The organism is Pseudomonas sp. S2_H01, from assembly GCF_054668305.1.
This window is the reverse complement of record NZ_CP162756.1, coordinates 3,735,816-3,762,269: the sequence shown is the minus strand read 5'-3', so window position 1 is coordinate 3,762,269 and position 26,454 is coordinate 3,735,816. Positions and strand designations below refer to the sequence as shown.

Here is a 26,454-nt window from a genome sequence, read left to right as displayed (position 1 = left end):
TGCTGAATGCTACATCTCATTCGCGAGCACGCTCGCTCCCACAGTGAATCGGTCTACAGCCAGTCTTAGAGGTCGCCGTAACCCAGAGAACGCAAGGCACGTTCATCATCGGACCAGCCGCCCTTGACCTTCACCCACAGGTTGAGCATGACCTTGGAATCGAACAGCACTTCCATGTCGCGGCGCGCATCGGAACCGATGCGCTTGATGCGCTCGCCCTTGTCGCCAATGATGATTTTCTTCTGGCCGTCACGCTCGACGAGAATCAACGCATGAATGTGCAGGGTCTTGCCCTGCTGCTTGAACTCTTCGATCTCGACGGTGATCTGGTACGGAAGCTCGGCGCCCAGTTGACGCATGATTTTCTCGCGAACCAGTTCAGCGGCGAGGAAACGGCTGCTGCGGTCGGTGATCTGGTCTTCCGGGAAGAAGTGATCGTTCTCGGGCAGATGCTCGGCAATCACCTTCTCCAGCGCTTCCAGGTTATGACCCTGCTGCGCCGAAATCGGAATGATCTGCGCGTTTGGCAGTTGTTCCTGCAACCAGGACAAATGCGGCATCAGGTCGGCCTTGTCCTCGATGCGGTCAGTCTTGTTCAGTGCGACGATCAGCGGGCCGGTCACGTACTGCACACGCTCCAACACCATCTGGTCTTCGTCGGTCCACTTGGTGCGATCCACCACGAAGATCACCACGTCGACGTCTTTCAACGCCGCCGAGGCAGTCTTGTTCATGTAGCGGTTGAGCGCCTTGTCACTGCCCTTGTGCATGCCGGGTGTGTCGACGTAGATCGCCTGAACGGCGCCTTCGGTCTTGATGCCCAGCATGTTGTGACGGGTGGTTTGCGGCTTGCGCGACGTGATCGCGAGTTTCTGGCCGAGAATGTGGTTCAACAGCGTCGACTTGCCCACGTTTGGCCGGCCGACGATGGCGACATAGCCACAGCGTGTTGCAGTTGAATCAGTCATTGCCGTTCTCCACACCCAGGGCGATGAGGGCTGCGGCCGCGGCTACCTGTTCGGCAATGCGACGGCTGACACCTTGTCCCCGGCTTTTCTCGTTCAATAAGGTGATCTCGCATTCGACGAAAAACGTTCGGCAATGCGGTTCGCCCTGAATATCCACCACTTCGTAGCGGGGCAATTCACAGGCGCGGGACTGAAGGAATTCCTGCAGTCGGGTTTTCGGGTCCTTGTTGGTGTCGACCAGCGTCAGGGTCTCGAACTCGCTGGCCAGCCAGGCGAGAACGCGCTCACGCGCCATCTCCATGCCGGAATCCAGATAGATCGCGCCAATCAGCGCCTCGAGCGCATCCGCCAGAATCGATTCACGACGAAAGCCCCCGCTCTTGAGCTCACCGGAGCCCAGTCGCAGGTACTCACCCAGGTCGAAACCACGGGCCAGCAGCGCAAGGGTTTCACCCTTCACCAGCCGGGCGCGCAAACGCGACAGCTGACCTTCACGAGCCTGGGGGAAACGCTCGAACAGCGCCTCGCCTGCCACGAAGTTGAGGATGGCATCACCGAGGAATTCCAGGCGCTCGTTGTTGCGGCCGGCAAAACTACGGTGGGTCAAGGCCAGAACCATCAGTTCCTGATCCTTGAAGGTGTAGCCGAGCTGACGCTCCAGGCGACTCAATGACACGCTCACGGTTTACCCACGCTGAATTCGTGGTCGAACTTGACCACCAGATCGATGTTCTGGATCAGTGGCTCACGATTCTCGTATTTCAAATGGGCGAGGAACCTGTTGTTCTCCGTCGTCACACTTAACGCCTTGTTCAAATCCAAATCCCGAATGTTATTGACCTGCATGCCTTTGGCAACGTAGTCGTAGAAATCCCTGGTCGTATTGATTTCTGCGGCATTGTCCGTCCCGGCGGCTTCGATGATTTTCTTCATCGACATGTAATCGAGGTAATGCGGCACCACTTTGGCGGCGGTACTCGCGGCAAATGCAAGGACAGCCAGCAACACCAGCCACCCAATGAACGACAAGCCTTTTTGCGAACCGGCAGATGTCATGTGTGCCCTCAAGAATAGCCCTTCCCTGCTGCGTGCAAGGTCAGCCTTGCAGCATAGCCCGCCGAAATGACATACGGCGCTGTGTCAGACAGCGCCGCATCGGTTACTTGATCAGCCCGACTCGCGAGAAGTTCGGGAAGTGACTGAGCTTCGGCTCAGGCCAGCTCATCCAAACAGCGAAGGCCTTGCCGACGATGTTCTTGTCGGGAACCATGCCCAGCTCGTCTTTGGGAATATTGGGGTCATCCCAGTAACGGCTGTCGTTGGAGTTGTCGCGGTTGTCACCCATCATGAAGTAATGACCGGCCGGAACCGTCCACTCGTGATCCGGCGGCGCGCGGTAGCGGCTCATTTCCAGACGGATCTGATGCTGAACTTCACCCAGCTTCTCTTCGTACAACTCGGCGCTGCCCAACGTACCGGGCTCGGAACCGATCAACTGCTTGGCCACCATCTGTCCATTGACGAACAGTTGCTTGTCATTGGTGTAGCGAATGACGTCGCCTGGCAGACCTACCACACGCTTGATGTAGTTGACACTCGGGTCGCTCGGGTAGCGAAAGACCATCACGTCGCCCCGCGCCGGATCGCTCACCGGGATGACTTTCATGTCAATCACCGGCAGACGAATACCGTAGGAGAACTTGTTGACCAGAATGAAATCGCCTACATCCAGCGTCGGTTTCATCGAGCCCGAAGGGATCTGGAACGGCTCGACGAGAAACGAGCGCAACACCAGCACGATGAACAACACGGGAAAGAACGACTTGCCGTATTCAACCAGCAACGGTTCCTTGTTCAGCTGTTCAACGACAGCGACATCCGGCTGGCTCACGCTGCCCTGATAATTCGCTATCGCAGTCCGCCGACGCGGCGCCAGTATGATCAGATCGAACAAGGCCAGCAGGCCGCAGACAAACACGGCGATGACCAACAACAGCGGGAAATTTAGTGACATAGGGCCTGACTATTCCAACCTGAGCACTGCAAGGAAGGCTTCTTGTGGAATTTCCACGTTGCCGACCTGCTTCATGCGTTTCTTACCGGCCTTCTGCTTTTCAAGCAGTTTGCGCTTACGGCTGACGTCGCCGCCGTAACATTTGGCCAGTACGTTCTTTCTGAGCGCCTTGACGGTTGTACGCGCGATAATCTGGCCACCGATGGCAGCCTGGATTGCCACGTCGAACATCTGACGAGGAATCAGTTCTTTCATCTTTTCAGTCAACGCACGGCCTTTGTAAGCCGCGTTGTCACGGTGCACGATCAACGCCAGTGCGTCGACCTTGTCGCCGTTGATCAGCACATCCAGCTTGACCAGGTTCGCCGACTGGTAACGATCGAAATGGTAGTCCAGCGACGCGTAACCGCGGCTGGTCGACTTCAGGCGATCGAAGAAGTCCAGGACCACTTCGTTCATCGGCAGATCGTAGGTCACTTGAACCTGCGTGCCGAGGAACAGCATGTCGTGCTGAATACCGCGTTTTTCGATGCACAGCGTAATGACGTTGCCCAGGTGCTCTTGAGGCACAAGGATGTTCGCCCGCACGATCGGCTCACGCATGTCCTCGATACTGGAGAGGTCCGGCAGCTTCGACGGGTTGTCGACATAAATGGTTTCACCGGTCTTGAGCAACAGCTCGAAGATTACGGTTGGCGCCGTGGTGATCAGGTCCAGGTCGTACTCGCGCTCCAGGCGCTCCTGGATGATCTCCATGTGCAGCATGCCGAGGAAGCCGCAACGGAAGCCGAAGCCCAGTGCGTCGGAGCTTTCCGGGGTGTACTGCAGAGACGAGTCGTTGAGGGTGAGCTTCTGCAACGCTTCGCGGAAATCTTCGAAGTCGTCGGAGCTGACCGGGAACAGACCGGCGTAGACCTGCGGCTGAATGCGTTTGAAGCCGGGCAGCACTTCGACGTCAGGCGTGGTGCTCAGGGTCAGGGTGTCACCGACCGGCGCACCATGAATGTCCTTGATGCCCGCGATGATAAAGCCTACTTCGCCAGCCTTCAGGTCAACGGTAGCGGTGTGCTTGGGGTTGAACACGCCGACGCTGTCGACCAAGTGAATCTTGCCGGTGGACTTGACGAGGATCTTGTCGCCCTTCTTGACGCGCCCGTGACGCACGCGGACGAGGGAAACAACACCCAGGTAGTTGTCGAACCAGGAGTCGATGATCAACGCTTGCAGCGGGTCTTCGATGTTGCCGGTCGGCGCGGGAATGGTCTTGACCAGACGCTCCAGCACTTCGTCCACGCCCATACCGCTCTTGGCGCTGCAGGCGACGGCGTCGGTGGCATCGATGCCGATGATCTTCTCGATCTCTTCCTTGACGCGGTCCGGATCGGCCTGCGGCAGGTCCATCTTGTTCAGGACCGGCATGACTTCCAGGCCCTGTTCGATGGCGGTGTAGCAGTTGGCTACGGACTGCGCTTCCACGCCCTGACCCGCATCGACCACCAGCAGCGCGCCTTCACAGGCGGCCAGCGAGCGGCTGACTTCGTAGGTGAAGTCAACATGGCCCGGGGTGTCAATGAAGTTCAGCTGGTAGGTGATGCCGTCCTTCGCCTTGTAATAAAGGGTGACGCTGTGGGCCTTGATCGTGATCCCGCGCTCACGCTCCAGGTCCATGGAATCAAGCACCTGAGCTTCCATTTCGCGCTCGGACAAGCCGCCGCACATCTGAATGAAACGGTCAGCCAGCGTCGACTTGCCATGGTCAATGTGGGCGATGATGGAGAAATTGCGGATATGACTCAAATCACTCACGGATCAACACTCGAAAAAGGTTGCAGGCAGACTGCCCGCCGAAAAATAGCCGGGAATTGTACCTGAAGGAAGGCTTGGGCGTCACGTTCACACGCGACGCCCGGGAGCCACAAGGCCGCCGGGCACAAAAAAAGGAGCGGACGTGCCGCTCCTTTTCCCGTCATGGCTGATTATTCCGCCAGTTTGAAGGTGATGAACGTCGCGCGCCCCTGACGCAGAACCCGCATCGAAACCGAGCGGTTCTTCGGCAGGCCTTTAGCCACCTCAGTGAACTGCTTGGCCGAGGTGATGGCCTGATTATTCAGGTGAGTGATCACGTCGCCGGTTTGCAGACCGATCAGCGAAGCCGGACCGTCCTGCACGTCCTTGATCACAACGCCGCCCTTGAGATCCAGCGACTTCATCTGCTCTGGGGTCAGGTCAGTCACCGAAACGCCCAAGCGGTTGCTGTTGCGCTCCACGCCCGAATCAGCCGCGCCCATCTCTTCGCCTTCAGCTGGCAGAGCCCCCACGGTCACGGTCAGCTTCTGGCGCTTGCCGTCGCGAATGACTTCGAGCTCGGCCTTGCTGCCGTCCTTCAGGTTGCCGATCAGGTGTGGCAAGTCTGCCGACATGACGATTGGCGTTCCGTTGGCGCTGAGAATCACGTCACCGACCTGCAGACCGCCTTTGGCTGCCGGACCATCGTCCAGAACCTGCGCCACCAGCGCACCAGCCGGTTTGTCCAGACCAAACGACTCGGCCAGATCCTTGTTCACTTCCTGGATAACGACACCCAGCCAGCCGCGATTGACCTTGCCGTTGGCTTTGAGCTGATTGGCAACGTCCATGGCCACGTCGATCGGAATCGCGAATGACAGGCCCATGAAACCGCCGGAACGGGTGAAGATCTGCGAGTTGATACCCACGACTTCACCGGCCATGTTGAACAGCGGACCACCGGAGTTGCCCGGGTTGATGGCCACGTCAGTCTGGATGAACGGCACGTAGGTGTCGTTCGGCAGGCTGCGGCCCTTGGCGCTGACGATGCCTTTGGTCACCGAGTGATCAAACCCGAACGGAGAACCGATCGCCAGAACCCACTCGCCGACTTTCAGCTTGTCGGAGTTGCCCAGCTTGACGGTAGGAAGATCCTTGCCATCGATTTTCAGAACCGCCACGTCGGTACGCGGGTCGGTGCCGATCAGCTTGGCTTTCATTTCACTGCGATCGGACAGGCGCACGAGGATTTCGTCAGCCCCGTCGATCACATGGTTGTTGGTCAGGATGAAACCATCTGGGGAGATGATGAAACCCGAACCCAGCGATTGCGCTTCACGCTGGCGGTCGCCCTTGCCCGATCCTGGCGGACGCGACCCCGGCGGCATGCTGCGCTCCAGAAATTCACGCAACATCGGTGGCAGACCTTCGAGGTCGGGCGCTTGCCCTTGAGCCACCGAACGATCCGGCAGTTTCTGGCGAGTACTGATGTTCACAACGGCGGGCGAAGCCTGCTCCACCAGCGATGTGAAGTCCGGCAAGGCCTCGGCCTGCGCAGTAAGGACCTGACCGAGCATCAGCACGGCGGCCATCCAGGACAGATAGGTTTTCAAGCGTGGTATCGACATACGGCTCCCGTTCACAACGAGCATGGTTAAGCGGTACGAACCGACAGGTTCGAGGAGCATCTGCACATTGCAGTCTTGCTCGGCGCGTGGCTCTCGGCCAGTTTTACTCTCAATCAGCTTTCTGAAAGCTGAAAACAACAAAAGGCCAGAGCCGCGAAGCTGTGACCTATAGAAAAAAAAGAATGTGATTGCAACCTGCAAAGCTGACCAAACATTTCAGCCTCTCGTCCCGAGCCCGAAAATACTGGGCTTATGGCATGAAACGCCCAATATGAAACCTTTTTCATAGTGGGCGTTTACCGTTTCGTCAGGTTACTTCTTGGTCGTGGCAGGCGCTGCGTCGTTGCGCATGGACAGCGCGATCCGCTCGGCAGTTCCGATCGGGATTTCACCGACCACCGTCACCATGGCGTCACCCTTGGGGGTCGTCAAACGACGGGACACTGCAACGGTGGGACCTAACTGCGTGCGGATGTCAGTCACAGCGGCGCCGCTGACAGGCTCGATGAACACCGAGAAGCGGGCCAGACCGTCGTCATACATGAGACTGGTCACCAGCGCCTTGGAATCGGGATCCTTGCGTGCAGCGGCGCTGCTCAGTTCGAATCCTGGCGGCAACCAGTCTGAACGCCAGGCGACCTGTTGCTTCTGCGCATCAGCCTTGGCCTTGACGACCTCGACCGGCTTGCAATCGGCACTCGGCTGCAACATCTGATCAGTCGGAGCGTCGGTGTCGAGCTCGGTGAACTGGAAGCGCTCAAGCAACTGGCCTTTGTCGCTCAGCAGCAATGACTTGAGCGGCAAACCGGTCTGACTGTCCAGATGCAGCTCGATGCCGTAACGATGCTGATCGCGAGGCGTCAGCGTCACGACCACCGCAGGCCGACCGGCCACCCGCGAATTACCTCCGACTTTCATGTCGTACCACGCAGACAGTTTCGCCGCGTCGAAGGCATGGGCCGGAGAATCGGGGATATTGGAGACGCCCGCCTCCAAGGTACCGCTGACGCACTGGGTCACCCCATCGACGCGCAGTACTTCCTGGGCGGAGCCATCAAGCTGAAGAAGATGCTCACGAACCTTACCGTCAGCAACCCGGTGCCAGATTCGGTGAGTGGAAAAGCTTCCATTGCGTTCATAGACGAAAGTGCCCTGGAAGCTTTGCTGCTGTTCTGCCTGAGCAAGACGCTTGAGCTGGTCTTGCGCGTCATCGGCATGAACTGGAAGGACCAGCCATCCACCAAGCAGAAGCGGCACTAGAGGGATGGCGCGCATGATCCTCCTTAACGGTTTTCCAGGCTGGCGGCGCGTGCGTACGGCAGAGCGCTTTCAGTGCCTTTCAACGCAGCTTGTTGAGCATGTTGACGCAGGTAACCCGGCAGACGCTGATCGTGCCAGCCAGCCTGATTCTGCATGACGCCACTGGCCATCGGGCCTGGGGCCTGCTCGCTTTCAGTGTAACCGGCCAGAACCGCCGGACCTTTTACCTGAGGCATGGCAACGTTGGCAGGTTGCGCCGACTGCTGAGCCAACTGGGCGCCAGCGATCTCGTCCTGGTTATACAAGCGAACGCCTGCCAGAACAGCCACGGTGACCGAAGCCGCTACAGCCAGACGACCCAGCGTGCGCCAAGGACCACGACCGGCCTTCAGCGGGCTGATTTCGTCGGCGATCGCGGCGGATACGGCAGCCGAGATGTCCAGATGAGGCATCAGCAGTTCTTTATGCATTGCTGCACGAGCAATTTGATAACGCGACCATGTGGCACGTGTATCCGCATCGTCGATTGCATTGAGCACTCGACGTAATTCCAATTCGTCCGCTTCGTTATCCATCACCGCGGACAGCGATTCCTGCAGGGCTTCACGACTCATGGCGGTTCCTCTCATATGGCTGTCGCCGCTGTCTCAGGTTTCCTGCAACAAAGGCTGCAGGGCTTTATCAATGGCTTCCCGAGCGCGAAAAATGCGAGAGCGCACGGTACCAACCGGACATTGCATAACGCTCGCAATGTCTTCGTAACTCAGACCGTCAAACTCACGCAAAGTTAGAGCTGTACGCAAATCTTCTGGCAGTAGCTGGATGGTCCGATGGACGGTGCCTTCGATCTCATCCCTCAACAATGCACGCTCCGGCGACTCGATGTCCTTGAGGCCATGATCGCCGTCGTAGAACTCCGCGTCTTCAGATCTGACATCGCTGTCCGGCGGCCGCCGACCTCGCGACACCAGATAGTTTTTCGCCGTGTTAATGGCGATGCGGTACAGCCACGTATAAAACGCACTGTCGCCGCGGAAGTTCCCAAGCGCACGGTAAGCCTTGATAAAAGCCTCTTGCGCGACATCCTGGGCTTCATGGGTGTCGTGGACGAATCTCACGATCAACCCAAGAATTTTGTGCTGATATTTCACCACTAGCAGATCAAAGGCTCGCTTATCGCCGCGCTGTACGCGTTCGACCAGTTGCTGATCCTCTTCCTGGGTTAGCATGAACACTCCTCATAGAGCTCAAAGGAGTGTCGCAGAGGCTGCTTCACAGGCTTGCAAACATAGACTCGGGCTTTTCGCAAAAGTTCTCCCCCTTCAAGCAAGTTTCCGGCGAGCGTCGGTAGCCCGCACGAAAAACGCAGCTCGAACCAGGTCGGCTGCGTGAATAATCTTGTCGTCGGAAGCGCTTGCGCAGATGTCCAAGCCATCTACGCGCCACACCGACGCTGTCCCTTTATCGGCAACCTTCTATTGAACGTGGGGGTTTATGAAAAGTTCCCACATTTCGCTCTAGAGCGTAAGACACACATCATGGTGTTTGTAGGATCCAATTCGAGCTTTGCCTCGCCATTGAATTTGCCTGCCAGACGGTATGCACGATGTCGCGGAGTAGCGCACAATCCGCCCCCCGCTGTGATTCACAATTGCCATAAAATCGCAGCTATTGTGCCGTTCTCACCCTTTACATACTAGTGGCCACTTAGAAGCCGGAATAAGTCATGAGTCGACATTTTCAACACGACGTACTGGTGATCGGCAGCGGCGCTGCCGGATTGAGTCTGGCGCTGACATTGCCGGGTGATTTGCGCATCGCGGTCCTGAGCAAAGGCGACCTCGCCAACGGCTCGACCTTTTGGGCGCAGGGTGGCGTCGCAGCTGTTCTGGACAATGCCGACACGGTTCAGTCGCATGTTGAAGACACCCTGAACGCCGGCGGCGGACTGTGCAATGAAGACGCCGTGCGCTTCACGGTCGAGCACAGCCGTGAAGCCATTCAATGGCTCATAGACATGGGCGTGCCCTTTACCCGCGACGATGATTCGACCGTCGAAGACGGCGGATTCGAATTTCACCTGACCCGTGAAGGCGGCCACAGCCATCGGCGGATCATCCACGCGGCTGACGCCACGGGCGCCGCGATTTTTCGTACCTTGCTCGCGCAGGCCAAGGCGCGTCCGAACATCGAACTGCTCGAGCAGCGTGTCGCCGTGGACCTGATCACTGAACGTCGGCTGGGCCTTGAAGGACAGCGATGCCTGGGCGCTTATGTGCTGGATCGCTCGACCGGCGAAGTGGACACCCACAGCGCACGCTTCACGATTCTGGCGTCTGGCGGCGCAGCCAAGGTCTACCTCTATACCAGTAACCCAGACGGCGCGTGCGGCGACGGCATTGCGATGGCCTGGCGCTCGGGTTGCCGAGTCGGCAATCTGGAGTTCAACCAGTTTCACCCCACTTGCCTGTATCACCCACAGGCCAAGAGCTTTCTGGTCACCGAGGCCCTGCGCGGCGAAGGCGCCTATTTAAAGCTGCCCAATGGCGAGCGGTTCATGGAGCGCTTCGACTCGCGTGCGGAGCTCGCACCCCGGGACATCGTTGCCCGGGCCATCGACCATGAAATGAAGCGTCTGGGCGTCGACTGCGTCTATCTGGACATCAGCCATAAACCTGCGGACTTCATCAAAACGCACTTTCCGACCGTCTATGAACGCTGCCTGACGTTCGGCATCGACATCACGCGCCAAGCCATTCCGGTGGTTCCCGCTGCGCATTACACCTGCGGCGGTGTGCTCGTCGATCAACACGGTCGCACTGACGTGCCGGGGCTGTATGCCGTTGGCGAAACCAGCTTTACCGGCCTGCACGGCGCCAACCGCATGGCCAGCAACTCGCTTCTGGAATGCTTTGTCTACGCCCGTTCCGCGGCGAACGACATTATTACGCAGCTGCCGGACATCGCTCAGCCTCAGGATTTGCCGTCCTGGGACGCCAGCCAGGTCACTGATTCAGACGAAGACGTGATCATTGCGCATAACTGGGACGAGTTGCGGCGGTTCATGTGGGACTACGTCGGCATTGTGCGAACCAACAAACGCCTGCAACGCGCGCAACACCGGGTTCGCTTGCTGCTGGACGAGATCGACGAGTTCTACAGCAACTATAAAGTCAGCCGCGACCTGATCGAGTTGCGCAACCTGGCTCAGGTGGCAGAGTTGATGATCGCTTCCGCGATGGCGCGTAAAGAGAGCCGTGGGCTGCATTACACGCTGGACTACCCGGACATGCTGCCCGAGGCGCTCGATACTATTCTGGCGCCGCCCACCTATTGCGGCTGAACTTCAACCGCAGACGCAGGCGCCGGTGCAGATCCGGCGCCATGGCGTCCGCCGGAATGCAGGCGCTTCTGACCCACCAGCGCGCCAGCCAGTGCCCTTTCATCACGCGAAACCGAAGCACCACGAGACGCGGCAGCGCCATGCTGTCCGGACGCAATTGCACCGGTTGCCATCCCGCGCGCTCGCTCCACACCTGCCAGCCCGAGCTGTCTCGGCGCAAACCGGTGTAGGCGTGTTCGTCACTCAGCAAAATCGATCGACGCAGACACTGCAGGCCATGCAGCACACACAGCAGGACGCCGACCGCTTTGGCCCACAAGGGAAGATCAAGCAGGAAAACCGCGACCAGCGCCAGCGACTGGGCACCGAGATACGCCGTCAACAGGGCCCGAGAGCGCTGCCAACGGCATTCGAAACGATCATTTCGGCTGGACACGGTCCAGGATCATTCGAACCATACGCTGCAGTTCGGGGTCTTCGGACTCACCGCGCTGCATGAACCAGCCAAACATGTCCTGATCCTCACAGGTCAGCAGACGCACATACAGTGCGCGGTCCACGTCGTTTAGCGAGGGATAGACTTCTCTGACAAACGGCACCAGCAACACATCCAGCTCGAGCATGCCGCGGCGGCTGTGCCAAAAGAGGCGATTGAGTTCAACATCTTCGACCATGGGGCGCTCCTCAAATTTGCCGGCGAGTATACAGGGCCGCACTGTTGGGGCGTACCCGCAGTTAGTCGCAGGTTTTTGCAAGGGTCTTTACCCGACTTGCATATACCCATAAGCGAGACACGGCACTATGATGGTGCCCCAGACTTCTACCCACGCGATGACTCATGGCCGATTCAGCTTTTTTCTGCCCACTCTCCCACGAAGGTGTACTGGCCGTTCGCGGCGTGGACGCCAGCAAATTCCTTCAAGGCCAGCTGACCTGCAACCTGGATTACCTGAGCGATGCCAAGGCCACGCTCGGTGCCCGTTGCACCCAGAAAGGCCGTATGCAGTCCAGCTTCCGCATCCTGCTGGAAGGCGACGGCGTGCTGCTGGCCATGGCCAGTGAGCTGATCGAAGCCCAGTTGCTGGACCTGAAAAAATACGCGGTGTTTTCCAAATCCCGGCTGACCGACGAAAGCGCGTCATGGGTGCGTTTTGGCCTCAACGACGGTGACGGCGCACTGGTCACCCTCGGTCTGGACCTGCCACAAGAGACTGATTCGGTCGTCCGAGCCAATGACCTGATCGCGATTCGCGTTTCCCCTGCTCGCGCAGAGTTTTGGGTTCGCGCCGATCAGGCGGAAGAGATCCGCACCCGCCTGGCGGCACAGTTGCCGGAAGGCACGTTGAACGACTGGCTGCTGGGCCAGATTCGTGCTGGCATCGGCCAAGTCTTCGGCCAGACCCGCGAAGCGTTCATCCCACAGATGATCAACCTGCAAGCCGTCGGCGGCGTCAGTTTCAAGAAAGGCTGCTACACCGGGCAGGAAATCGTCGCGCGAATGCAGTACCTGGGCAAACTCAAACGTCGCCTGTATCGCCTGACACTGGAAGGCAGCGATGTGCCCGAGCCGGGCGTCGAATTGTTTTCGCCAGTCCACGCCAGTTCGGTAGGCAACGTGGTGATCGCAGCGCGTGCTGGCGCCACCGTCGAGGTGTTGGCGGTTCTGCAGGCGGACGCCGTTGAAGACGGCAATATTCGTCTCGGCGCTGCGGATGGTCTGGTTTTGCTGTTGACCGAACTGCCTTACACGCTGGATGCCAAGCTTGAAACACAGCGTTAACCCTCGCTTGAATCAACGAGCCGCACGTCAGCGTAGTTGTCTGCGCTCCCGCCAGGATGTGGCCGGGGGCGTTGGCCGAAATGCACTATCCAGAGATCTGATATGAGCAGCATGGCTGACGAGGTGCAGAGGGACCTGATCAAGGCAATCGACAGAGACGCCTTGTTTCTGCCGACGCTTCCTGAAGTGGCAATGAAAATTCGACTGGCCGCGGAAGATTCGGAAATCACCATCGCGGCTCTCAGTAAAGTGATTGGCAGTGATACCGCCCTCTCCGCCCGTCTGATCAAGGTGGTGAACAGCCCGTTGCTGCGGCCCAACTTTGAAGTCAGCGACGTACTCACCGCGGTTCGCCGCCTGGGTGTGAATTACAGCTGCAACCTGGCCATCGGTCTGGTGGTCGAGCAGATGTTTCACGCCAAGTCGGGCGTGGTCGAGTCCAAGATGCGTGACATCTGGAAACTGAGCCTGCAAGTTGCCGGTGTCAGCAGCGTGCTCAGCTTGAAGCGCGCTCATTTGAAGGCCGACAAGGCCACGCTGGCCGGGCTGATTCATCTGATTGGCGTGCTGCCGATCCTGACCTACGCCGAAGACAACTTTGAATTGCTGGCCGACGCTGTGAGCCTGAACCATGTGATCGAACGCATTCACCCGATCATCGGCGAACGATTGCTGCGCTCGTGGGATTTTCCGGAAGCACTGGCGATCGTGCCCAGGCAGTTCCAGAACTTTACGCGGGTTTCCACCCAGGCCGACTACGTCGACCTGGTGCAGGTCGCCACCGTGCATGTTCATGAAGCGACCGGACGGCCTTACCCGAATCTGGACGTTCTGGGGATGCCTGCCGTCAGCCAGTTGGGGCTGAACATGGCCGACGGCGCGTTGATCAACCAAATGAATGAAGCGATGACGTTGCTGTATTGACTCGACGCTGCCGTGATTACCCCAACACAACTGTCGCGCGCTGACCTGTCCGGACGGGGTGTGTCATTCACCGATGATGTCGCTGACCCACCGCATTCGCCACTGTCGTAACCTCCAGCAGCTCCCACAGGGTGCGTGGCAGGTCCCGGTTTATGCGGTCTCTTCAGAAAACTCCTAGCCGTTTTGATGCGCTGCGACGAAGCATGGGTACAAATCAATACCTGTGGGAGACGTCCGAGGTTACGAGGGCAGCGAAGGAGGGTGTCATTCGCCGATGATGTCGCTGACCTGCCGCGTATGTCTACGATGGAAGGGAAACCGGGAATGTCACTCGAACCTTCAATCCGCGCTCAGCGCCATCATGCAAAGTGATCTTCGCCAGATGCGCGCGACAGATTTCGCCGACGATTGCCAGGCCGAGCCCTGAGCCGGTGCTTTGCTGATTGCGCCGATAAAAACGTTCGAACACGCGATCGCGCTCGTGCAATGGAATACCCGGCCCGTCATCCTCGACTTCGAGCACGCAGGGCGCATGCACCCTCAGCACCACATTGCCACCGGAGGGTGTGTGCGAGGGCGTTGTCCACCAGGTTGCTCAGCAGTTCGTTGAGCAAGGTCGGCTCGCCGCGCATCCAGACCGGCTCATCGGCTTCCAGGGCCAGGGCAACGCCTCGGGCATGGGCCAGCGGCGCCATGGCCATGCCCAACTCCCGCGCCAGTTGGCTGAGGTCCAGCAACTGCGCCCCGCCTTCAGCAATCGCCCGGGCACCGTTTTCGATGCGTGCCAGCGACAGCAACTGATTGGCCAGGTGCGTCAGTTTGTCCGTCCCCATGGCCGCGCTTTCCAGCGTGCTGCGCCAGGCAGCCGGCTCCTGATCACGCAGCCCCAATTCGACCCTCGCCTTGAGCGCAGCCAACGGCGTGCGCAGCTCATGGGCGGCATCAGCGATGAACTGCGCCTGACGCTCGAACTGCATGCGCAGGCGCTCGGTGAAGTGGTTGAGCGAGATGACCAGCGGGCGCAGTTCGTGCTGCACCTCGACCATGGGTAACGAGCGTAAATCGTCGGGTTCACGCTCCTCCACCGCCGTGCGCAAGCGATCCAGCGGTCGCAGTGCGGCGCTCACGGTAAACCACACCAGCAGCAGCGCGCCGCTGCCGAGCATGCCCAGCCGCAACAGGGTATCGGCCATCAGGCCCCGCGCCATGCTCACCCGTTGCTCCTCGGTCTCGGCCACGCGGATTTCGGCGATGCCGTTCATGTTCGGCTCGCTCACCGGTTTGAGCAGGCTGACCACGCGCACATCCTGGCCCTGATAGCGCGCGCTGTAGAATTTGGCCAGCGCCGGGTAAGCGTCGGTGCGCGCCGTGCCGGGCGGCGGCCCGGGGAGATTTTCGTAACCCGAAATCAGCTTGTGGTTGATGTCGTTGACCTGGTAATAGATCCGACCGGCGCTGTCATAGGCAAACGTATCGAGGGCCACGTAGGGCACGTCGGCGCTGAGGGTGCCATCACGCTCGGACAACCCGGCTGCGATGGTCCGCGCCGAAGCCAGCAGCGTGCGGTCGTAGGCGGTGTCCGCTGCCTCGCGACCGTTCCAGTAGGCGCTCATGCCGCTGGCGATCATCAACACCACCAGCAGCAATCCCAGGTTCCACAGCAGGCGCCAGCGCAGGCTGTTTTCCGCAGAAGGAAACGGATTAAGCATCCCGGCTTTCCAGCAAATAGCCCAGACCACGGAAGGTCACGATCCCGACCGGATGGCCATCCAGTTTCTTGCGCAACCGGTGGACGTAGATTTCGATAGCGTCCGCACTGGCCTCCTCGTCCAGGCCGAACACCTGAGCCGCCAGTTGCTCCTTGCTCATCACCCGACCGGGACGGGCGATCAGCGCTTCGAGGACCGACTGCTCGCGAGAGGTCAACGTCAGTACATCGTCGCTCAGTGTGAAGCGCCGGGTGTCGAGGTCATACACCAGCACCCCACACCGCTGCTGGCGTTCGCCGCCCAACACGCTGCGTCGCAACAGCGCCTTGACCCGTGCTTCCAGCTCCGACAACTCGAAAGGTTTGGCCAGGTAATCGTCGGCCCCCAGATTGAGGCCGTGGACCCGATCCTTGACGTCACTGCGCGCGGTCAGCATCAACACCGGGATGTTCCTGCCCCGCGCCCGCAGCCGCGCGAGCACCTCAAAACCGTCCATGCGCGGCAGGCCGACATCGAGGATCGCCACCGCGTACTCTTCGCTGCCCAGCGCCAGATCAGCCGCCACGCCGTCATGCAGCACGTCCACGGTCAGCCCGCTGCCCTTGAGCGCCAGCGCGACGCTTTCAGCCAGTTGCAGATGGTCTTCGACGAGCAGGACACGCATCGACTTCTCCCGATTGAGGCGTTTGGTGGAGGCGGAGTTTACAGGCGCGCCGCCGTCTGTGAAGGCCCTAAACGCGTCAGAGAGCACCGCCGCTGCCCGCACGATAGCCGGCAGGTACTCAATGAAAGGTAGTTGAAAGGTTGATGAAAGCTTCGCCCATTAGGATCCGGTTACGACTTGTTACGCTTGTCCTCATTCCGAGGTCCGTGACACGCAGGTCGTGACGAAAAACGCCTCGATGCGTTTTCAACAATAAAAACAATATCGGAGTCACCGGTGATGAGCTCACTGAAATCCTCGGCCACAGCGCCGTCTGAATCCCATTCTGTTTTGAGTACACTTCGCGGTTTTGCTGCGCGGTGCATCGTCACGCCCTCCTCCCTGATCACCACGCGTCCACGACGCGGTGGGAATCTTCGCCCGATCCAATAAGCCAAACGCACCCAAAAACAACAACTCCGTTGGAGACTGACCATGAACCTATCGTTGCGCCGTATCAGCGTCGCCGCCAGCTGCATGCTGGTAGCCACTCAACTGTGGGCAGCCGAGCCCAATCGTCCTGAATGCATCGCACCGGCATCGCCGGGTGGCGGTTTCGACCTGACCTGCAAACTGGTGCAAAGCGCACTGGTCAACGAGAAGATTCTGACCAAACCGATGCGCGTGACCTACATGCCCGGCGGTGTCGGTGCAGTGGCGTACAACGCGGTGGTCGCACAGCGCCCGGCGGACGCTGGCACGCTGGTCGCCTGGTCCAGCGGTTCGCTGCTGAACCTTGCCCAAGGCAAGTTCGGTCGGTTCGACGAAAACGCGGTGCGCTGGCTGGCGGCGGTCGGCACCAGTTATGGCGCCATCGCGGTGAAAGCCGATTCGCCCTACAAGAACCTCGACGATCTGGTCAAAGCCCTGAAAGCCGACCCAAGCAAAGTGGTCATCGGTTCAGGCGGTACCGTCGGCAGTCAGGACTGGATGCAGACCGCCCTGGTCGCCAAGGCAGCCGGTATCAACCCGCGGGATCTGCGTTATGTGGCGCTCGAAGGCGGCGGTGAAATCGCCACCGCCCTGCTCGGCGGGCACATCCAGGTTGGCTCCACTGACATCTCCGACTCCATGCCGCACATCCTCAGTGGCGACATGCGCCTGCTGGCCGTGTTCTCCGAGAAGCGCCTGGACGAGCCGGAAATGAAGAACATTCCGACCGCCAAAGAACAAGGCTACGACATCGTCTGGCCCGTAGTACGTGGTTTCTACCTCGGCCCGAAGGTGAGCGACGAGGAATACAACTGGTGGAAAGCAGCGTTCGACAAGCTGCTGGCCTCGGAAGACTTCGCCAAGCTGCGTGACCAGCGCGAGTTGTTCCCGTTCGCCATGACCGGTGACGAGCTGGACAAGTACGTGAAGACCCGCGTGGGTGAATACAAAGTGCTGGCCAAGGAATTCGGCCTGATTCAGTGATGGGACCCCGTTAAGTGGTTCTCGATTGACTGACGTGAGGGTTGCGCCGCCTGCGCGGTGGCGCCACCTGGGAGCTTTCCATGGTGTTTCAACGCATTTTCGCCTTCGTACTGCTGTTGGCCTGTATCGGCCTGGCGCTGATGGCCTGGCCTTATCAGGCACCTTTTTCCTACGAACCCGTGGGCCCGCGCGCGTTTCCGCTGCTGATGCTGGCGCTGATGGGCATTTCGCTGCTGTACATGGTGTTTCGCCCAACGCCGATCAAGCATTCCGAAGGCGAGCCACCGCTGGACCGTCCGACGCTGATCAAGATCGCCGTGTGCACGGTTCTGCTGCTGATCTTTGCGGGCCTGTTCGAACCTCTGGGTTTTGTGTTGAGCAGCATGCTGATCGGCATTCCCATGGCGCGCTTATATGGCGGTCGCTGGCTGCCCAGCATCGTCATCATCACCTTGATGAGCATCGGTCTGTACCTGCTCTTCGACAAAGTAATGGATGTGCCTCTGCCACTGGGCGTGCTCGACGCTCTGGAGAACTGATATGGATACTCTCGGCTATCTCGGCCAGGGCTTCGGCGTCGCGCTGACCCCGTACAACCTGATCACCGCCCTTTCCGGCACGCTGATCGGCACCATCGTCGGCCTGCTGCCGGGCCTGGGTCCGATCAATGGCGTGGCGCTGCTGATCCCCATCGCCTTCGCCTTGGGCCTTCCGCCCGAGTCGGCATTGATTCTGTTGGCAGCCGTCTATCTGGGTTGTGAGTACGGCGGGCGCATCAGCTCGATTCTGCTCAATATTCCGGGTGAAGCGTCCACCGTCATGACGACACTCGACGGCTACCCGATGGCCCGTCAGGGCCTAGCCGGCGTGGCACTCTCGCTGTCCGCATGGAGTTCGTTCATCGGCGCATTGATCGCAACCTGCGGCATGGTGCTGTTCGCCCCATTGCTTGCCAAATGGGCGATCGCCTTCGGACCGGCGGAATACTTCGTGTTGATGGTGTTCGCGATCGTCTGCCTGGGCGGCATGGCTGGCGATCGTCCACTGAAGACGTTCGTTGCCGCGTTGATCGGACTGTTTTTGTCGAGCATCGGCATTGACGCCAACAGCGGCGTCTACCGTTTCACCGGAGACAACATTCACCTGGCAGACGGCATCCAGTTCGTGGTGCTGGTGTTGGGCCTGTTCTCGATCAGCGAAATCCTGCTCTTGCTGGAAAAGACCCACCACGGTCAGGAAGCGGTCAAGGCGACCGGTCGCATGATGTTCAACGTCAAGGAAGCCAGCGCGGTCTTCGTCGTCAACCTGCGTTGCGGAGTGATGGGCTTCATCATGGGCGTGTTGCCGGGTGCCGGCGCTACGCTGGCCAGTGCCGTGGCGTACATGACCGAGAAACGTATCGCGGGTAAAGACGGCAAATTCGGCCAAGGTGACATGCGCGGTCTGGCAGCGCCTGAAACCGCTATTGGCGGCGCTGCCTGTGGCGCACTCGTGCCGATGCTGACCCTCGGCGTACCGGGTTCGGGGACCACGGCCGTGATGATCGGCGCACTGTCGCTGTACAACATCACGCCGGGACCTTTGCTGTTCCAGCAACAACCCGATCTGGTCTGGGGCCTGATCGCGTCGCTGTTCGTCGCCAACGTCATGCTGGTGATCCTGAACATTCCAATGATCCGTGTGTTCACTCGCATTCTTGCGGTGCCGAACTGGGCGCTGGTGCCGGTGATCGCGATCATTACCGGGATCGGTGTCTACGCGGTTCACGCCACCACCTTCGACCTGTTTCTGATGGTCGGCATCGGTATCTTCGGTTACATCCTGCGCAAGCTGGACTTCCCGTTGTCGCCGATCCTGCTGGGCTTCATCCTCGGCGGTTTGATGGAGCAGAACCTGCGTCGCGCGCTGTCGATCTCCAACGGCTCGCTGGAGATTCTCTGGTCAAGCCCGATCACGCTGGGTGTGTGGGCACTGACCATCGTCATGCTGGCCTTCCCGCTGCTGCGCATCTGGCGCAAGCGCTCACAGCGTCGCGCGCTGGCCGATGTCTGATCGACCCTTCAAAACGTGGTGGGGAACGCCGCTGGTCGGCCTGCTGGGGGGTTACCTCGCCAGTCAGGTCGGCTGGCCGTTGCCCTGGATGGTCGGCTCATTGCTGGCGATCATCCTGGTCCGCTGCCTGACCCCATGGCAGCTGGCTGAAATCCCCGGCGGCCGCAAATGCGGCCAATGGGTGGTCGGCATCGGCATCGGCCTGCACTTCACCCCTGTCGTCATCGAACAAGTCCTCTCGCATTTCGGCCTGATCTTCATCGGTGCGCTGGTCACCAGCGTGTCCAGCGTGGTGGGCGTCTGGCTGATGCTGCGCACCGGTGAGGACCGCGCTACTGCATTCTTTTCCAGCATGCCTGGCGGCTCGGGAGAGATGGTCAACCTCGGCGCACGCAATGGCGCGATGCTCAGCAACGTGGCGGCCGGTCAAAGCCTGCGCGTGCTGGCGGTGGTCTTGTGCGTTCCGGCGATTTTCAAATACCTGATGGGCAATGGCGCCCCGCCGTCTCATGCCACGGTCGTGGACTGGACGTGGCTCGCGTTGCTTTTCCCGCTGGGCGCGTTGGTCGCCTGGCTGTGGCAGCGTCTGAAACAGCCCAATCCCTGGCTGTTCGGGCCATTGCTGGTGAGCGCGGTGATCAGCGTCAGTTTCGACCTGCACATCGGCCTGCCCAACGGCGGCAGTCAAATAGGGCAATGGTTGATCGGCAGCGGGCTGGGGTGTCACTTCAACCGCGCGTTCTTCCGCCGCGCCCCTTCTTTTATTGGGCGGACGCTGATCGGGACGGCGTTGACCATGAGCATCGCAGCGCTGTGTGCGTTGGCGTTGAGCACGGCGACCCATCTGGACCTGCGCTCATTGACCCTGGGCATGATGCCCGGCGGCATCGCAGAAATGAGTTTGACGGCCGAAGTGCTGCAACTGTCGGTGCCGCTGGTCACGGCGATGCAGGTGATGAGGTTGCTGTTCGTGTTGTTTCTGGCGGAGCCGTTGTTCAGGTACTGGAATCGGCAGCCTGCGGTGTGAAGCCCGATTGGGGGAGCGGCATTGTCATGATCGTTCCCGCGCTCCGCGTGGCAATGCCCCTCGGACGCTCCGCGTCCTTTGACGCAGAGCGTCAATAAAGGCGTTCCCACGCTGAGCGCGGGAACGATCAAACGATCAAAATCAGACCTGTTCGGGCAAGCGCCACTCAATCGGGGTCAGTCCGTTCTGCTCCAGAAACTTGTTGGCCATGCCGAAATGCCCGCAGCCCAGAAAGCCTTTATAAGCCGACAACGGCGAGGGATGAACGGAGGTGAGGATCTTGTGCTTGGTCGCATCGATGAGCTTTTTCTTGCTCTGAGCGTGGGCGCCCCACAGCAGGAAGACCAGATGCGGCTGATGCGCGCTGACGGTTTCGATGATCTTGTCGGTAAAGTGCTGCCAGCCTTTGCCCGCGTGAGAGGCGGCGTTGGCGCGTTCGACGGTCAGCGTGGTGTTGAGCATCAGCACGCCCTGATCCGCCCACGATTGCAAGTAGCCGTGGTTGGGAATGTCGATGTTCAGGTCGCGCTTGAGCTCTTTGTAGATGTTCACCAGCGACGGCGGCGCCGGTACGCCCGGTTGCACGGAAAAGCACAGGCCGTGCGCCTGGTTCGGGCCGTGGTACGGGTCCTGACCGAGGATGACCACTTTCACGTTGTCCAGCGGCGTTGAATTGAGCGCATTGAAGATCAGCGGTCCCGGAGGATAGATCTCCTTGCCCGCGGCATGCTCCTGGCGCAGGAACTCGCGCAGCTCACCCATGTAGGGCTTTTCGAATTCTTCACGCAGGGCCTGCTTCCAGCTGGCCTCAAGTTTGATGCGGTCGTCGTCTGTCATGGTCGTATCCGGCAAAATCAATGCGCGGACTTTAGGGGCTGTGACCCATTATTTCCAGCGCAACACGTCGCGGGTTTTCTACACTCCTCTGCACCACCTGATTGCAACTTCCCGGCAGACGCAGGACTCACAGTCCTTAACGGATACCCGTACCACGCACACGAGGTTACGATGAATCTGCAATTCGAAGAGCTTACCGGCACCGACGGCGCCCGCCTCGGCATCGCCACGCTGGATGCGGAAAAATCCCTTAACGCGCTATCCCTGCCGATGATTCTGGCGCTGCAGGATCGACTGGATGCCTGGGCCAGCGACCCTCAGATTGTCTGTGTCCTTTTACGCGGCAACGGCGAGAGAGCGTTCTGTGCGGGCGGCGACGTCCGGGCGCTGGTCGAAGCCAACCGTGGCAAACCGGGAAACGTCCCACCACTGGCCGCGCAGTTCTTTGCCGCTGAATACCGTCTCGACTACTCGCTACACACCTACCCGAAACCGTTGATCTGCTGGGGTCACGGCTACGTGCTCGGCGGCGGCATGGGGTTGTTGCAAGGCGCCAATATTCGCGTGGTCACCCCAAGCAGCCGCCTGGCAATGCCGGAAATCAACATCGGCCTGTTCCCCGACGTCGGCGCCAGTTGGTTTTTGTCGCGCCTGCCCGGCAAGTTGGGGCTGTTTCTGGGCCTGACCGGGTCGCACATCAACGGCCGCGATGCGCTGGATCTGGACTTGGCTGATCGCTTCCTGCTGGACGATCAACAGGAGGAAATGATTGATCGCCTGTTGCAGTTGAACTGGCAAGAACAGACTGCCGTGCAGCTGAACAGCCTGTTCAAGGCGCTGCAACAGGAAGCAACTGGTCAGCTTCCGCCTGCGCAGTGGCTGCCGCGTCGCCAGCAGATCGACGAGATTCTCGATGTGGCGGACGCCCCGTGTGCCTGGAACGCTCTGAAACATCAGCTTCATTCACAGGATGCGCTGCTGGCCAAGGCCGCAAAAACCCTGACCGAGGGCTGCCCGTTGACGGCGCAATTGGTGTGGGAACAGATTCAGCGGGCTCGGCACATGTCGCTGGCCCAGGTGTTCCAGATGGAATACTGCATGAGCCTGAACTGCTGCCGTCACCCTGAATTCAGTGAGGGGGTGCGGGCGCGCTTGATCGACAAGGACCATACGCCGCACTGGCATTGGCAAGACATCGCGACGATCCCACTGGCGGTGGTGGACGCGCATTTCGAAAAGGCCTGGGAAGGACGGCACCCGTTGGCGGATTTGTCGGGCTATTGAACATTGGACCTACGGGTGACCAGCGACAAGACAATAAAAAACGGCGCTCAAGGGAGCGCCGTTTGCGTTGGCCTATCGGTTCCCGCCGCCTGGGCCGCCATGTCCGCCTCGACCGAAATTACCGTCCTCGCGGAAGTTGCGACCACCGCCGGAGGGACGCCCTGGGCCCGGACCTCCGCCGCCGGGATTGCCGTGCCAGCCGGAACCTGGCCCCGGACCGCCGCCTCCGCCAGGTCTGGGACCAGGAGGCGGTGGGCGATAACCGGAGCCGCCGCCGTGGTACCCACCGCCACCGCCGTGCCAGCCTCCGCCTCCATATCCGGGGCGACCACCGCCATAACCGGGACCGTAATAACGCGGAGGCGGTGCATAGTAACGAGGTGGGTTGTAATAGCGCGGGCCCGAGTAGTAGCGCGGCGATGAGTAGTAAACCGCGGAACCGTAAGCGGTCGGGCCATAGGGGCGATAGTTGTCATACACGTATCCGCTGCTGTAGCCGCTGCTATAGATAGGCTGCGTGTAGGTGTCCGATTCGTAATAGCCTCCGTAACATCCTGCAAGAGACAACGTCATCAAAACGGTGAGCAAGCTTCGTCGATACATGGCGGCCTCCTGGACCGCGATAGAGCTCGAACCAGCGGCGCTGGTCGGCGTTCCCAAAACTGCCGAGAACGTAACGTCAGACTGCAAAATCCCTTCCGAGTGCCCCAGCTCAAGCCCCAGCCGCCAGACGGCGCCCCGCAACGGTGCACGTTTGTCCCGCGAAAAAACCTCACACGTCGCCCGCCCCCATGGCCTGCGCGGCCTGTGGCGACTTGGCACAACTCTCGCTTATCAAAGGTTGTGCAGGAGTCAACTCAGGTTCGCGGCACCACAATTTGCAATAGCCGACTAGGGTTCCGGCTCGCTTGAAAACAGCGAGTGGCTGGTCCGAGAGTCGGCGACCTCCAGTAGAGGTTACACGGCGGGATAAAAGCCCGGGAGACAGGACACCAGTGGTGTCGCCGTGCTCCTGACCGCCCCTTTTCGCTACTGGAGGTTATCCATGCAAAAGTCCCGTCTGTTCGGCCTGCTCACCGCCGGCCTCATCGCTGCATTCAGCCTCTCGGCCACCGCCGCCCCGAAGAAAGACTTCAACGTCTGCTGGACCATTTATGCCGGCTGGATGCCGTGGGAATACGCAGGCACGAAAGGCATCGTCGACAAGTGGGCCAAGAAGTACAACATCAACATCAAGGTCACTCAGCTCAACGACTACGTCGAGTCGATCAACCAGTACACCGCTGGCGAGTTCGACGGCTGCACCATGACCAACATGGATGCCCTGACCATTCCGGCCGCAGGCGGCGTGGAAAGCACCGCACTGGTAGTCAGCGACTTCTCCAACGGCAACGACGGCATCGTCATCAAGGGCAACGGCAAGAAAGTCACTGACCTCAAGGGCATGGACGTCAACCTGGTCGAGCTGTCGGTTTCCCACTACTTGCTGGCCCGCGCCCTGGACTCGGTGGACCTGACCGAGAAAGACCTGAAGGTCGTGAATACGTCCGATGCCGACATCTCTGCGGCGTTCAACACCGATCAGGTCAAGGCCGTCACCACCTGGAACCCGATGCTTTCCGACATCAAGGCCAAGCCGGGCGTCACCGAAGTGTTCGATTCGAGCAAGATCCCGGGCGAAATCATGGACATGATGGTGGTCAACACCCAGACCCTCAAAGACAACCCTGCACTGGGCAAAGCCCTGACCGGCGCCTGGTTCGAAGTCGTCGCGTTGATGAACGCCAAGTCCGCCGAATCCAAGGTCGCGCTGGAACACATGGCCAAGGCCTCGGGCACCGACCTGGCCGGTTTCCAGTCGCAGTTGGACACCACCAAGCTGTTCGCCACACCGAAAGAAGCCCTGGCGTTCGCCACCAGCAAGCAACTGCCCAGCACCATGCGCAAGGTCGCTGACTTCTCCTTCGAACACGGTCTGCTCGGCGAAGGCGCCAAGGACTCCAGCGCCGTCGGCATGAGCTTCGCCAACAGCGTGACCGAAGGCGACAAGGGCAACCTCAAACTGCACTTCGACCCGAGCTATGTGCAGATGGCCGCTGACGGCAAGTTGTAAAAATTCGCTTCAGACAGGTTATTCCATATGCGCCTAATAAACCGCCGCCCGGATCGCGCCAGCCGATTGATTCTGGTGATCCTGCCGTTCGCCCTGTTGCTGTTCGCCTACTTCACGGGCTCGGCAACACGGCTGACGGAGAACCCTAACGACAAGCTGCTGCCCAGCGCCGTGCAGATGACGGATGCAATCAAACGTGTCGCGATCAACCCTGATCAACGCACCGGCGAATACATCCTGTGGCAGGACACCGCGTCGAGCCTGCAACGCCTGGCCATTGGCCTGGCGATCAGTGCGGTCGTCGGGCTGTGTTTGGGCATTGCGTCGGGCGTGCTGCCGCTGTTCGGTGCGCCGTTGTCACCCTTACTGACGGTGCTGTCGATGGTGCCGCCACTGGCGATTCTGCCGATTCTGTTCATCGTCTTCGGCCTGGGCGAGTTGTCGAAGGTGATGCTGATCGTGATCGGCATCACCCCGGTGCTCGCCCGTGATCTGGAACAGCGCGCCCGGGAGATTCCGGTCGAGCTGCTGATCAAGGCCCAGACGCTGGGCGCGTCGACCTGGACGCTGATTCTGCGCGTCGTGCTGCCGCAGTTGCTGCCACGGCTGTTGATCTCGCTGCGGCTGGTGTTGGGCTCGGCCTGGTTGTTCCTGATCGCGGCCGAAGCCATCGCGTCCACCGACGGTCTGGGTTACCGCATCTTCCTGGTGCGGCGTTATCTGGCAATGGACATGATCCTGCCCTACGTGGTCTGGATCACCCTGCTCGCCTGGCTGATGGACTGGGGCCTGAAAGCGCTGACACGCAAAGCGTTCCCTTGGTACGAGGGCGCACGCGCATGAGCTTCATTACGGTCAATAACGTGTGGCAACAATACGACGATCAAGTGGTACTGGAAGGCCTGAACCTGAGTATCGCCGAGGGCGAGTTCTGCACCCTTGTCGGCGCGTCGGGTTGCGGCAAATCGACCTTCCTGCGCCTGCTGCTGGGCCAGGAAGTGCCGAGCAAAGGGAGCATTCTGCTCGACGGTCAACCCTTGGCCAAAGAACCGGATGCCAGCCGTGGCGTGGTGTTTCAGCGTTACTCGGTGTTCCCGCACCTGTCGGTGCTGGACAACGTGGCGCTGGGCCTTGAGCTGCCCCGCTCAGCGCTGCTGGGCCGGTTGTTCGGCAACGCGAAACGTGAGGCTCGGGAGCAGGCCTCGGTGCTGCTGCACAAGGTCGGGCTCGGCCACGCGCTGGACAAGTACCCGACGCAGCTGTCCGGCGGCATGCAACAACGGCTCGCCATCGCTCAGGCACTGATCATGAAGCCTCGCGTGCTGCTGCTCGACGAGCCGTTCGGTGCGCTCGATCCCGGCATCCGCAAAGACATGCACGCCCTGCTGCTGGAGCTGTGGCGCGAAACGAAGCTGACGGTGTTCATGGTCACTCACGACCTGTCCGAAGGCTTCAACCTCGGCACGCGGCTGCTGGTGTTCGACAAGGTCCGCATCGACCCGCACGCACCCGGTGCCTATGGCGCCCGCATCACTTATGACATTCCCCTGAACAGCGATCGTCGCGCCGCGCGCGCGGCCATTGAATCGCTGCAAACGGCTTGAAGGATTC

General features: G+C 60.1%; 25 protein-coding genes, 1 pseudogene and 1 riboswitch. Of the genes and pseudogenes, 11 read left to right on the top strand and 15 right to left on the bottom strand.

Features of this window, described 5'->3' with window-relative positions; all coding sequences use genetic code 11:
* Positions 1 to 65: 65 nt before the first annotated feature.
* The 9 genes from era to rpoE form a co-directional block, all read right to left on the bottom strand.
* Positions 66 to 968, bottom strand: coding sequence for a GTPase Era (era, locus tag AB4N84_RS16845; protein WP_074755717.1), 903 nt, complete (start codon positions 966 to 968; stop codon positions 66 to 68).
* A complete protein-coding gene (rnc, locus tag AB4N84_RS16840; RefSeq protein ID WP_074755715.1) occupies positions 961 to 1,650 on the bottom strand; it encodes a ribonuclease III in 690 nt (229 codons plus the stop codon). Before rnc ends, era begins: the two co-directional genes overlap by 8 nt.
* Positions 1,647 to 2,024: a DUF4845 domain-containing protein gene (locus AB4N84_RS16835; protein WP_074755713.1), complete on the bottom strand. Its 378-nt coding sequence runs from the start codon at positions 2,022 to 2,024 to the stop codon at positions 1,647 to 1,649. Before AB4N84_RS16835 ends, rnc begins: the two co-directional genes overlap by 4 nt.
* Before the next feature lie 103 nt (positions 2,025 to 2,127).
* Positions 2,128 to 2,982, bottom strand: a complete 855-nt coding sequence (lepB, locus tag AB4N84_RS16830; RefSeq protein ID WP_074755711.1) for a signal peptidase I — start codon at positions 2,980 to 2,982, stop codon at positions 2,128 to 2,130.
* A 9-nt stretch (positions 2,983 to 2,991) separates the two neighbouring features.
* Positions 2,992 to 4,788, bottom strand: coding sequence for a translation elongation factor 4 (gene lepA, locus AB4N84_RS16825; RefSeq protein ID WP_074755709.1), 1,797 nt, complete (start codon positions 4,786 to 4,788; stop codon positions 2,992 to 2,994).
* 170 nt (positions 4,789 to 4,958) lie between these two features.
* The gene (locus tag AB4N84_RS16820; RefSeq protein WP_425262246.1) at positions 4,959 to 6,359 is read right to left on the bottom strand and encodes a DegQ family serine endoprotease; all 1,401 of its coding nucleotides are present in this window, start codon (positions 6,357 to 6,359) and stop codon (positions 4,959 to 4,961) included.
* Positions 6,360 to 6,707: 348 nt separating this feature from the next.
* Positions 6,708 to 7,670, bottom strand: coding sequence for a MucB/RseB C-terminal domain-containing protein (locus AB4N84_RS16815; protein WP_460042310.1), 963 nt, complete (start codon positions 7,668 to 7,670; stop codon positions 6,708 to 6,710).
* Positions 7,671 to 7,678: 8 nt separating this feature from the next.
* Positions 7,679 to 8,269: an anti sigma-E factor RseA C-terminal domain-containing protein gene (locus AB4N84_RS16810; RefSeq protein ID WP_074755703.1), complete on the bottom strand. Its 591-nt coding sequence runs from the start codon at positions 8,267 to 8,269 to the stop codon at positions 7,679 to 7,681.
* Between the two features lie 33 nt (positions 8,270 to 8,302).
* Positions 8,303 to 8,884, bottom strand: coding sequence for an RNA polymerase sigma factor RpoE (rpoE, locus tag AB4N84_RS16805; RefSeq protein ID WP_037014368.1), 582 nt, complete (start codon positions 8,882 to 8,884; stop codon positions 8,303 to 8,305).
* 497 nt (positions 8,885 to 9,381) lie between these two features.
* On the opposite strand from rpoE, the gene nadB reads away from it, so the two are divergent.
* The gene (gene nadB / locus AB4N84_RS16800; RefSeq protein WP_460042309.1) at positions 9,382 to 10,998 is read left to right on the top strand and encodes an L-aspartate oxidase; all 1,617 of its coding nucleotides are present in this window, start codon (positions 9,382 to 9,384) and stop codon (positions 10,996 to 10,998) included.
* Here the strand turns inward: nadB and AB4N84_RS16795 are convergent.
* Both AB4N84_RS16795 and AB4N84_RS16790 read right to left on the bottom strand, forming a co-directional pair.
* The gene (locus tag AB4N84_RS16795; protein WP_460042308.1) at positions 10,967 to 11,434 is read right to left on the bottom strand and encodes a protein YgfX; all 468 of its coding nucleotides are present in this window, start codon (positions 11,432 to 11,434) and stop codon (positions 10,967 to 10,969) included. The two genes, nadB and AB4N84_RS16795, sit on opposite strands and share 32 nt — an antisense overlap.
* On the bottom strand, positions 11,418 to 11,672 hold the full coding sequence (locus AB4N84_RS16790) for an FAD assembly factor SdhE (protein WP_062388232.1): 255 nt from the start codon (positions 11,670 to 11,672) through the stop codon (positions 11,418 to 11,420). The genes AB4N84_RS16795 and AB4N84_RS16790 overlap by 17 nt, the downstream gene beginning before the upstream one ends.
* Before the next feature lie 164 nt (positions 11,673 to 11,836).
* On the opposite strand from AB4N84_RS16790, the gene ygfZ reads away from it, so the two are divergent.
* Together ygfZ and AB4N84_RS16780 are read left to right on the top strand one after the other, a co-directional pair.
* Positions 11,837 to 12,778 carry a CAF17-like 4Fe-4S cluster assembly/insertion protein YgfZ gene (gene ygfZ, locus AB4N84_RS16785; protein WP_460042307.1) on the top strand — a complete coding sequence of 314 codons (942 nt, stop codon included), beginning with the start codon at positions 11,837 to 11,839 and terminating at the stop codon, positions 12,776 to 12,778.
* A 102-nt stretch (positions 12,779 to 12,880) separates the two neighbouring features.
* The gene (locus AB4N84_RS16780; protein WP_074755695.1) at positions 12,881 to 13,702 is read left to right on the top strand and encodes an HDOD domain-containing protein; all 822 of its coding nucleotides are present in this window, start codon (positions 12,881 to 12,883) and stop codon (positions 13,700 to 13,702) included.
* 301 nt (positions 13,703 to 14,003) lie between these two features.
* Here AB4N84_RS16780 and AB4N84_RS16775 read toward each other — a convergent pair.
* Both AB4N84_RS16775 and AB4N84_RS16770 read right to left on the bottom strand, forming a co-directional pair.
* Positions 14,004 to 15,411: pseudogene (locus tag AB4N84_RS16775) on the bottom strand (sensor histidine kinase).
* Positions 15,404 to 16,075: a response regulator gene (locus AB4N84_RS16770; RefSeq protein ID WP_460042306.1), complete on the bottom strand. Its 672-nt coding sequence runs from the start codon at positions 16,073 to 16,075 to the stop codon at positions 15,404 to 15,406. Before AB4N84_RS16770 ends, AB4N84_RS16775 begins: the two are co-directional and overlap by 8 nt.
* A 468-nt stretch (positions 16,076 to 16,543) precedes the next feature.
* Between AB4N84_RS16770 and AB4N84_RS16765 the strand changes: the two genes are divergently transcribed.
* From AB4N84_RS16765 to AB4N84_RS16750, 4 genes are all read left to right on the top strand, one after another.
* A complete protein-coding gene (locus AB4N84_RS16765) occupies positions 16,544 to 17,530 on the top strand; it encodes a Bug family tripartite tricarboxylate transporter substrate binding protein (RefSeq protein WP_460047042.1) in 987 nt (328 codons plus the stop codon).
* Between the two features lie 80 nt (positions 17,531 to 17,610).
* Positions 17,611 to 18,069: a tripartite tricarboxylate transporter TctB family protein gene (locus tag AB4N84_RS16760; RefSeq protein WP_460042305.1), complete on the top strand. Its 459-nt coding sequence runs from the start codon at positions 17,611 to 17,613 to the stop codon at positions 18,067 to 18,069.
* 1 nt (position 18,070) lies between these two features.
* Positions 18,071 to 19,582 carry a tripartite tricarboxylate transporter permease gene (locus tag AB4N84_RS16755; RefSeq protein ID WP_074755686.1) on the top strand — a complete coding sequence of 504 codons (1,512 nt, stop codon included), beginning with the start codon at positions 18,071 to 18,073 and terminating at the stop codon, positions 19,580 to 19,582.
* On the top strand, positions 19,575 to 20,609 hold the full coding sequence (locus tag AB4N84_RS16750; RefSeq protein WP_460042304.1) for an AbrB family transcriptional regulator: 1,035 nt from the start codon (positions 19,575 to 19,577) through the stop codon (positions 20,607 to 20,609). The genes AB4N84_RS16755 and AB4N84_RS16750 overlap by 8 nt, the downstream gene beginning before the upstream one ends.
* A 141-nt stretch (positions 20,610 to 20,750) precedes the next feature.
* On the opposite strand, the gene ung is transcribed toward AB4N84_RS16750, so the two are convergent.
* Positions 20,751 to 21,446: a uracil-DNA glycosylase gene (ung, locus tag AB4N84_RS16745; RefSeq protein WP_074755682.1), complete on the bottom strand. Its 696-nt coding sequence runs from the start codon at positions 21,444 to 21,446 to the stop codon at positions 20,751 to 20,753.
* A gap of 171 nt (positions 21,447 to 21,617) precedes the next feature.
* Here ung and AB4N84_RS16740 point away from each other — a divergent pair, with 171 nt between their 5' ends.
* Positions 21,618 to 22,730 carry an enoyl-CoA hydratase/isomerase family protein gene (locus tag AB4N84_RS16740; RefSeq protein WP_460042303.1) on the top strand — a complete coding sequence of 371 codons (1,113 nt, stop codon included), beginning with the start codon at positions 21,618 to 21,620 and terminating at the stop codon, positions 22,728 to 22,730.
* 72 nt (positions 22,731 to 22,802) lie between these two features.
* On the opposite strand, the gene AB4N84_RS16735 is transcribed toward AB4N84_RS16740, so the two are convergent.
* Positions 22,803 to 23,333 (bottom strand): hypothetical protein, encoded by a 531-nt coding sequence (locus AB4N84_RS16735; RefSeq protein ID WP_460042301.1) that lies wholly within the window; start codon positions 23,331 to 23,333, stop codon positions 22,803 to 22,805.
* Between the two features lie 277 nt (positions 23,334 to 23,610).
* Positions 23,611 to 23,716, top strand: a riboswitch (guanidine-I (ykkC/yxkD leader).
* A gap of 59 nt (positions 23,717 to 23,775) precedes the next feature.
* On the opposite strand from AB4N84_RS16735, the gene AB4N84_RS16730 reads away from it, so the two are divergent.
* From AB4N84_RS16730 to AB4N84_RS16720, 3 genes are read left to right on the top strand one after another with little or no spacing between them, the layout of a single operon-like run.
* On the top strand, positions 23,776 to 24,843 hold the full coding sequence (locus AB4N84_RS16730; protein ID WP_460042300.1) for a putative urea ABC transporter substrate-binding protein: 1,068 nt from the start codon (positions 23,776 to 23,778) through the stop codon (positions 24,841 to 24,843).
* A 27-nt stretch (positions 24,844 to 24,870) separates the two neighbouring features.
* Positions 24,871 to 25,686, top strand: coding sequence for an ABC transporter permease (locus tag AB4N84_RS16725; protein WP_074755676.1), 816 nt, complete (start codon positions 24,871 to 24,873; stop codon positions 25,684 to 25,686).
* Complete coding sequence (locus tag AB4N84_RS16720; RefSeq protein ID WP_460042298.1) at positions 25,683 to 26,447, top strand: ABC transporter ATP-binding protein; 765 nt, start codon at positions 25,683 to 25,685, stop codon at positions 26,445 to 26,447. The genes AB4N84_RS16725 and AB4N84_RS16720 overlap by 4 nt, the downstream gene beginning before the upstream one ends.
* Positions 26,448 to 26,454: the final 7 nt, after the last annotated feature.

Bases quoted from the DNA above. Each gene is read 5' to 3' on its own strand.
- era (WP_074755717.1), bottom strand. From the start codon at position 968: ATGACTGATTCAACTGCAACACGCTGTGGCTATGTCGCCATCGTCGGC.
- AB4N84_RS16835 (WP_074755713.1), bottom strand. From the start codon at position 2,024: ATGACATCTGCCGGTTCGCAAAAAGGCTTGTCGTTCATTGGGTGGCTG.
- lepB (WP_074755711.1), bottom strand. From the start codon at position 2,982: ATGTCACTAAATTTCCCGCTGTTGTTGGTCATCGCCGTGTTTGTCTGC.
- AB4N84_RS16820 (WP_425262246.1), bottom strand. From the start codon at position 6,359: ATGGCCGCCGTGCTGATGCTCGGTCAGGTCCTTACTGCGCAGGCCGAG.
- AB4N84_RS16815 (WP_460042310.1), bottom strand. From the start codon at position 7,670: ATGCGCGCCATCCCTCTAGTGCCGCTTCTGCTTGGTGGATGGCTGGTC.
- AB4N84_RS16810 (WP_074755703.1), bottom strand. From the start codon at position 8,269: ATGAGTCGTGAAGCCCTGCAGGAATCGCTGTCCGCGGTGATGGATAAC.
- rpoE (WP_037014368.1), bottom strand. From the start codon at position 8,884: ATGCTAACCCAGGAAGAGGATCAGCAACTGGTCGAACGCGTACAGCGC.
- nadB (WP_460042309.1), top strand. From the start codon at position 9,382: ATGAGTCGACATTTTCAACACGACGTACTGGTGATCGGCAGCGGCGCT.
- AB4N84_RS16790 (WP_062388232.1), bottom strand. From the start codon at position 11,672: ATGGTCGAAGATGTTGAACTCAATCGCCTCTTTTGGCACAGCCGCCGC.
- ygfZ (WP_460042307.1), top strand. From the start codon at position 11,837: ATGGCCGATTCAGCTTTTTTCTGCCCACTCTCCCACGAAGGTGTACTG.
- AB4N84_RS16780 (WP_074755695.1), top strand. From the start codon at position 12,881: ATGAGCAGCATGGCTGACGAGGTGCAGAGGGACCTGATCAAGGCAATC.
- AB4N84_RS16770 (WP_460042306.1), bottom strand. From the start codon at position 16,075: ATGCGTGTCCTGCTCGTCGAAGACCATCTGCAACTGGCTGAAAGCGTC.
- AB4N84_RS16760 (WP_460042305.1), top strand. From the start codon at position 17,611: ATGGTGTTTCAACGCATTTTCGCCTTCGTACTGCTGTTGGCCTGTATC.
- AB4N84_RS16755 (WP_074755686.1), top strand. From the start codon at position 18,071: ATGGATACTCTCGGCTATCTCGGCCAGGGCTTCGGCGTCGCGCTGACC.
- AB4N84_RS16750 (WP_460042304.1), top strand. From the start codon at position 19,575: ATGTCTGATCGACCCTTCAAAACGTGGTGGGGAACGCCGCTGGTCGGC.
- ung (WP_074755682.1), bottom strand. From the start codon at position 21,446: ATGACAGACGACGACCGCATCAAACTTGAGGCCAGCTGGAAGCAGGCC.
- AB4N84_RS16740 (WP_460042303.1), top strand. From the start codon at position 21,618: ATGAATCTGCAATTCGAAGAGCTTACCGGCACCGACGGCGCCCGCCTC.
- AB4N84_RS16735 (WP_460042301.1), bottom strand. From the start codon at position 23,333: ATGTATCGACGAAGCTTGCTCACCGTTTTGATGACGTTGTCTCTTGCA.
- AB4N84_RS16730 (WP_460042300.1), top strand. From the start codon at position 23,776: ATGCAAAAGTCCCGTCTGTTCGGCCTGCTCACCGCCGGCCTCATCGCT.
- AB4N84_RS16725 (WP_074755676.1), top strand. From the start codon at position 24,871: ATGCGCCTAATAAACCGCCGCCCGGATCGCGCCAGCCGATTGATTCTG.
- AB4N84_RS16720 (WP_460042298.1), top strand. From the start codon at position 25,683: ATGAGCTTCATTACGGTCAATAACGTGTGGCAACAATACGACGATCAA.